This is a genomic window from Betaproteobacteria bacterium (assembly GCA_016791345.1).
Classification (GTDB): Bacteria; Pseudomonadota; Gammaproteobacteria; order Burkholderiales; family JAEUMW01; genus JAEUMW01.
This window is the reverse complement of sequence record JAEUMW010000442.1, coordinates 1-6,276: the sequence shown is the minus strand read 5'-3', so window position 1 is coordinate 6,276 and position 6,276 is coordinate 1. Positions and strand designations below refer to the sequence as shown.

Below are 6,276 nucleotides of genomic sequence, written 5' to 3'. Positions count from 1 at the left end.
TTAAACTGGGACGGGGCAGACCAACCCGGCGAGTCCCGTTGCTCCCCCTTGCCTGGAACGCGACCGGATGTTCCCACGGTCTGCGGTGCCGGACGCTCCCGAGCAAGGCGCCGGGACACACTCTCACCCACAACACTGAAGGAGCCTACTATGGTGACGAAGCGTTTTGGAGCACTGCTTGCGGGTATCTCGTTTGTCATGCTTGCAGCCCCCGTGCTCGCCGACAACGAAGTGACGGGGCTGATCGAGTCGGTCAGGAAGGGCAACCAGTCGTTCGTCGTCAACGGCACCGAATTCTTCGTGATGCCCTCGACCAAGTACGAAGATGGGCTGAAGGATTTCGACGATCTCAGGCAGGGTCTCAGGGTCGAGGTCGACTACCACCAGCGCGACGGCAAGCGCTACGCAACGGAAGTCGAGCTCGAGGACTGACCCGTCCGACTGCGCGAGTCGCGAGCGCCGACAGCTGGCGTCCGTTAGCCGGACCGGAGCGTGGGTGCCCCCGTGGCCGCTTCACTGAACGCCGATTTCGTTACGATCGCCACACATCTCGGCGGCGCGCTGCTGGCCGGCGGGGCCATCGGCCTCGAACGGAGCTTTCACGGAAGGCCGGCGGGCTTTCGCACCCACGCCCTCGTCTGCCTTGCGTCGAGCCTGCTCATGCTCGTGACTCTGTATCAGCAGACGTGGCTGCCGGGCGGCGCCAACGACACGATACGCACCGATCCGACGCGCATGGCGCAAGGCATCATGACCGGCATCGGCTTTCTCGGGGCGGGGGTCATCTTCAAGGAGGGGCTGTCCGTTCGCGGGCTGACGACCGCGGCTTCCATCTGGATCACCGCCGCCATCGGCATCCTCATGGGGATCGGTTTCTACGGCCCGGCGACGCTCGCCACCGTCATGACACTGGCCATACTCGGGCTGTTCCGCTGGATCGAGGCGCGCGTGCCCTCGCATTTCTACGCCCATCACTTCGTCCGCTTCAGCCGCGACAGCGTGATGCCCGAAGGCGAACTCAGAAATTTTCTCCAAGCTCTCGGCTTTACCATCGCCAATATGAGCCACCGGCTCTCCGACGACGGCCTCACGTTCGAGTACCGCATGGTCATTCGGACGACGAATCACGACGCTCTGTCCGAGCTTGCGGTCGCGCTGCGCAAGTTCGACAACGTCCGCTCGTTTCGCATCTCGCCCACCGGCGACTAGCTTTTCGCTCGGCCGTTCCGGATGCGACGGTAGTGCGACGAGGCTGGCCTGACAGGGCACCCGCGAGGTATCGCGGGTGCCCGCCCAACTGCTACGCGCCGAAGCTTGCTGCCGAACCCAGCTCCGCTTCGATCTCCAGCAGCCGGTTGTACTTGGCGATGCGCTCGGACCGGCACATCGAGCCGGTCTTGATCTGGCCGCCTCCCATCGCCACGGCGAAGTCGGCCATGAAGGCGTCTTCGGTTTCGCCCGAGCGGTGCGAGATGACGAACCCCCAGCCCGCCTTGCGGCAGAGGTGGATGGCATCGATCGTCTCGCTTACGGTCCCGATCTGATTGAGCTTGATGAGGGCTGCATTGCAGGCCTTCTCGCGGATGCCGCGCGCGATGTACTCCGGGTTGGTGACGAGCAGGTCGTCACCGACGATCTGGATGCGGTCGCCCATCGCGGCCGTTTGCGCCTTGAAGCCTTCCCAGTCGTTCTCCGCCAGACCGTCCTCGATCGATACGATCGGGTAGCGATCGATCCAGGCGCGATAGAGCTCGATCATCTGTGATGCGTTCTTATCACCTTGACCGCTGCGGGTGAGACGGTACACGCCCTTCTCCCAGAACGAGCTGGAGGCGGGATCGAGGGTGATCGCGACGTCCTTCCCCGCCTTGTACCCGGCGCGTTCGATGGCAGCGACGATGAGCTCGCAGGCTTCGTCGTTGCTCGAAAGCTTGGGCGCAAAACCGCCTTCGTCACCCACGGCCGTGCTCAAGCCCTTGTCGTGCAGGATCGCTTTCAGCGCCTGGAATGTCTCGGCGCCGTAGCGCAGCGACTCCGAGAAGGTGGGGGCGCCGCGCGGGAAGATCATGAATTCCTGGAAGTCGAGGCTCGAATCCGCGTGTTTGCCGCCGTTCAGCACGTTCATCATCGGCACCGGCAGGTGCCGCGCGCCGGCGCCGCCGAGATAGGCATAGAGCGGCATTCCCGCGCTTTCCGCAGCGGCGCGTGCCACTGCCTGCGATACGCCGAGAATCGCGTTGGCGCCAAGCTTGGCCTTGTTCGGCGTGCCGTCGAGCTCGATCATGAGCCGGTCGATCTCGCCCTGATGGTTCGGATCGCGGCCGGCAAGCACAGGTGCGATGACGTCGTTGACGTTTGCCACGGCTTTGCGCACTCCCTTCCCACCATAACGCGATTTCTCTCCGTCGCGCAGCTCGACTGCCTCGTTCTCGCCGGTGGACGCGCCCGAGGGCACAGACGACGATACCCTGACGCCGTTGGTCAGCTTCACGAAGACCCGGAGCGTGGGCGTTCCGCGGGAATCCAGAATCTCCATTGCCTGGATTGATTCGATGCGTACACTCATGGTGTTCCTCCTCCCTGGTTGACAACACGGATTGCAGCAGCCGGCTCAGTCGCGCAACGTCGCGGCGAGCCTCTTGGGGTGTCGTAGCAAATCGAGGGCGTCGAAGATGTCATGGCAGACGACGCGTGCGGCGACGAGCGCCGGCACCGCCGCGCCCTCGCCCTGAATCACCCCGATGCCGAGCACCGATTCGCGCAGCATCAGGCGGTCGTTGAAGCCGTTGCCGATGCATGCGCAGCTATCAAGGCCGAGGCGCCGCACATAAGCGAGCTTTGCCTCGCCCTGATGGTGGGTCGCCAATTTGACGATCTCGCACGGCAATCCCGCGAGCTCGCGCGCGACGCTGCCGAACGTATCAGCGGTGACGACATGAATTCGCAGGTGGCGGGCGAGGTCGCCCAGGCGTTGCGCGACGCCTGGCAGCAGTCCTCCGTCCACGGCAAGGGTCCCGTTGAAATCCAGCACCACGTGCTCGATGTCGAGCGTGCCCACTCCGGGTATTTCGATTCGCAAGGCGGCTCCTACTTGCGCATCACCGTTACTGCGCAGTGGGCGTAGGCGATGACGCGCCGTGCCACCGAGCCGAGCAGCCAGCGCTTGAACATCGAGCGGCCCCGGTAACCCATGACGATGTGATCCACGTCATGCCTCTCGGCGTAAATCAGGATCTGCTCCGCCGGGTGGCCGACCACAAGCTCACAGGTCGCGGCCACGGACTCCGCCACGAGTCGCGTCTTCACCTCGTCCAGCAGCCGCTGGAAATAGCGGCGAGAGTTCTCGATCACCGCTTCTGCTTCCACGTCCTCGGCGAACTCGGGCGGCCTCGATACGGCGAGCACGTAGAGTTCTGCACCGTAGTGGCGAACCAGGTCGACAGCGAAATCGAGCCCGTCTCGGGCAGGCTCGGATCCGTCGTAGGCAGCGAGAATCTTATGCATCGCCGGGGCTCCTTCACGTTGTCTTCTGTACGGCTGGCAGCGCCGAGCGGACTGCTCCCTGAGACTCATCCTGGCGCAGCAAGTGATGCGGCAGGTAGAAAGCATTCGCGATCATCGTGGGGACGACGGCGCTGCAGATCACGGCAGCCACCAGGGCAGAGTACTGGCTCTGATCGACAACGCCGTGCGACAGGCCGAAGAGCGCGGAGATCGTGCCGAAGGTAAGTCCGGTGGACATGAGCAGCGTCGTGTACATGGCCTCGGGGTTGCGCGAGCCGTAAGTGCGCGTGAGAGGGTAGACACCGGCGATCTTGGTCGCAATCTTGGCGACCAGCAGTATCAGGAAGGCGGCCGGCGCAGCGACCAGCGCCGGCACCGACACCAGCGAGCCGGCGCGAATGAAGTAGAACGGCGTCAGCAATCCGAAAGTGAGGGTGCGCAGGCGGCGGATCAGGACGTGGTCCTTGCCGACCGTTCCCGCCAGCACCATCCCGACCACATAGGCGGGCAGTACCGCTTCGCTGTCGGCCCAGGTGGCAAGCGCCCCGAGCCCGAACAGGCACAGCATCAGGAACTTCGCTTCGAGTTCCGAGGGCCGGCCGCCGAAGCGGCGGAAAAAGCGCGGCGTGATCCAGGGCAGGAAGATGAAAGCCACGGTGCTCACCGACACGAAGACGAGCGTCTTGAAGCTGAAGGGAGCGAAGATGAATCCGAGCGCGACGACCGTAGCGAGGTCGGTGATGAAGCAGGCGGCGAGCACCGTCTTGCCGTAATCCGTGACGTTGAAACCGAACTCCAGCATCACGGCATAGACCACGGCGACCGAGGTCGTCGACATCGCGATGCCGGCGAGCCAGCTTGCTTGGCCGGACCAACCGAGCCCCCAGTACGCCACGGTGGCGCACCCGAAAAAGGGGACGGCAAAGCTCACCATGCCGACCGCGGTCGCTTCGCGCCACTTCATCCGGAACACCCCGGGGTCGAGCTCCGCGCCGGCCAGAAACGTCAGCACGATGGCACCCGCCCCCGACAGAAACTTTACCCACGAGGCGTCGGCATTCAGCAGAGCACCCCCTAGTGCCGCTCCCAGGAGCAGTTGGGCGATGGTGCCCACCACGATTTCCGACAGCGCGGTAGCAATGCGCAGTCGTATCGATACGAGCGTGGCGAGCAGCGCCAATCCGAGCCAGAGGGCCGCCTGTGTCCAGATTTCTGTCACTGGGCCACCTCGGCAGCTTCCGGTGTGTCCCGCCTGTCCGGGTTGACGACGCCGAACCGAGCCGGGATGCGGGCATAGAAGAGTCGAACTCCAGCCTTTTCGATCAGCGCGATCAGTCGCTTCGCCTCCTCGTCGTTGACGATGAATTCGACCTCCACCGTCAGGTTGCTGGCGAGCTCGAAAAAGTGATCCGTATGCACGACGTGATGCCGGCCGAAGCCCGCCATGGAACGGAACGCGGAACCGCCACGGATGCCGAGTCTGGCTGCGTGCTCGAGCAGCCAATCCCACAACAGGATGCCGTGGTAGCGCTGGTTCTCGTGCAGATAGAAACGCAGAAAGGAACCGTCCACTTGATGTCTCCTGTCAGTAGGCTTGCCGCGCCGGTATCACGCCCCGCACGCCCCCTCGGGGATTGGCGACATCACCGTGGTAGCGCGGGATGAGGTGAACGTGCAGGTGCATCACGGTCTGCCCGGCCACTTCGCCGACATTGATGCCGATGTTGTAGCCCGCAGGTGCATGCTCGGCATCGAGCAGCCGCTTGCCCTCTTCCAGCAGGTCGAGCAGCGCCGCCTTTTCCTCGTCGGCTGCGTCGAACCAGCTGGCGATATGGCGCAGCGGCAGGATCAAGAGGTGCCCTGGGGTAACGGGGTACCTGTCGAAGCGGGCGTAGGCGAGGGGGTTGCGCAGCACCGCACCGTCGTCGTTGCAGAACGGGCAGGCGTTCACGCCCATGCTCTGCCGAGCGGGAATCGGGCTCCTTGTGTCAGATTGCCCAGCCTGCGCTGCCCACCGGCGGCGCGGTGCGAACCGATTCGCTCCCATGCGCTCCTTGGTCAATGAAACCGGGGCGGCTGGGATGGGGCGGAGGAGAGATCACGATATGCCTACGCCCCCCGAGCAGCTCCGGGGAATCTCGTAGGCATCATCAGCCGGGCGAGAACCGCCCGGCGGTTAACGGAGGAATGCCATCTCCTGCGTGAAGTATAGCGCATGTCACTGCACGCAGTGCACTCGCCGCGACGTTATCCTGGGCAGCAGCGCGCAGCACGGAACGATCGGCCGCAGACCAAGCTATACTTTGCGCTCCCAGCCTCGCACGTCTATGCTCAAGGCGATTGCGAACCTGCCCCCGGCCGTCTGGCTCCTTGGACTCGTCAGCCTCTGCAACGATGCCGCGAGCGATCTCATCTATCCGCTGGTACCGCTCTATCTCGCTTCGGTGCTGATGGCGGGGCCGCGGGCGCTCGGCTTGATCGAAGGGATCGCCGAAGCAACGGGCAGCCTGCTCAAGCTCTTCTCAGGGGTGCTGGTCGACCGCCGCGGTACCGCCAAGGGGTGGATTGTCGGCGGCTATGGGTTGGCGGCGCTGGGCCGTCCGCTGCTCGCGCTCGCGACTTCATGGCCGGTCGTGCTGGCACTGCGTTTCGCCGACCGTGTCGGCAAGGGACTGCGCAGCTCGCCGCGCGATGCTCTGCTCGCCTCGAGCGTGGGAGCAGATCGGCGCGGACTCGCTTTCGGTCTGCATCGCGCGATGGACAATGCCGGCG

At 64.5% G+C, this 6,276-nt stretch carries 9 protein-coding genes; 3 read left to right on the top strand and 6 right to left on the bottom strand.

The window, feature by feature from the left end:
* Positions 1–153: 153 nt before the first annotated feature.
* Together JNK68_16670 and JNK68_16665 are read left to right on the top strand one after the other, a co-directional pair.
* Complete coding sequence (locus JNK68_16670) at positions 154–432, top strand: hypothetical protein (GenBank protein ID MBL8541978.1); 279 nt, start codon at positions 154–156, stop codon at positions 430–432.
* Positions 433–516: 84 nt separating this feature from the next.
* Positions 517–1,209, top strand: a complete 693-nt coding sequence (locus tag JNK68_16665; GenBank protein MBL8541977.1) for an MgtC/SapB family protein — start codon at positions 517–519, stop codon at positions 1,207–1,209.
* 91 nt (positions 1,210–1,300) lie between these two features.
* On the opposite strand, the gene eno is transcribed toward JNK68_16665, so the two are convergent.
* The 6 genes from eno to JNK68_16635 are packed head-to-tail and all read right to left on the bottom strand — an operon-like array spanning position 1,301 to position 5,461.
* Positions 1,301–2,566 (bottom strand): phosphopyruvate hydratase, encoded by a 1,266-nt coding sequence (eno, locus tag JNK68_16660; protein MBL8541976.1) that lies wholly within the window; start codon positions 2,564–2,566, stop codon positions 1,301–1,303.
* 45 nt (positions 2,567–2,611) lie between these two features.
* Positions 2,612–3,079, bottom strand: coding sequence for an ATPase P (locus JNK68_16655; protein ID MBL8541975.1), 468 nt, complete (start codon positions 3,077–3,079; stop codon positions 2,612–2,614).
* An 8-nt stretch (positions 3,080–3,087) separates the two neighbouring features.
* The gene (locus tag JNK68_16650; GenBank protein MBL8541974.1) at positions 3,088–3,504 is read right to left on the bottom strand and encodes a universal stress protein; all 417 of its coding nucleotides are present in this window, start codon (positions 3,502–3,504) and stop codon (positions 3,088–3,090) included.
* A 13-nt stretch (positions 3,505–3,517) separates the two neighbouring features.
* Positions 3,518–4,723 (bottom strand): cation:proton antiporter, encoded by a 1,206-nt coding sequence (locus tag JNK68_16645; GenBank protein ID MBL8541973.1) that lies wholly within the window; start codon positions 4,721–4,723, stop codon positions 3,518–3,520.
* Positions 4,720–5,076: a DUF190 domain-containing protein gene (locus JNK68_16640; protein ID MBL8541972.1), complete on the bottom strand. Its 357-nt coding sequence runs from the start codon at positions 5,074–5,076 to the stop codon at positions 4,720–4,722. Before JNK68_16640 ends, JNK68_16645 begins: the two co-directional genes overlap by 4 nt.
* Positions 5,077–5,089: 13 nt before the next feature.
* The gene (locus JNK68_16635; GenBank protein ID MBL8541971.1) at positions 5,090–5,461 is read right to left on the bottom strand and encodes an HIT family protein; all 372 of its coding nucleotides are present in this window, start codon (positions 5,459–5,461) and stop codon (positions 5,090–5,092) included.
* 370 nt (positions 5,462–5,831) lie between these two features.
* Here JNK68_16635 and JNK68_16630 point away from each other — a divergent pair.
* On the top strand, positions 5,832–6,276 hold a 445-nt coding region (locus tag JNK68_16630), incomplete at its 3' end, for an MFS transporter (GenBank protein ID MBL8541970.1).

Excerpts from the sequence above, each read along its gene's own strand:
- JNK68_16650 (MBL8541974.1), bottom strand. The coding sequence starts at position 3,504 with ATGCATAAGATTCTCGCTGCCTACGACGGATCCGAGCCTGCCCGAGAC.
- JNK68_16635 (MBL8541971.1), bottom strand. The coding sequence starts at position 5,461 with ATGGGCGTGAACGCCTGCCCGTTCTGCAACGACGACGGTGCGGTGCTG.
- eno (MBL8541976.1), bottom strand. The coding sequence starts at position 2,566 with ATGAGTGTACGCATCGAATCAATCCAGGCAATGGAGATTCTGGATTCC.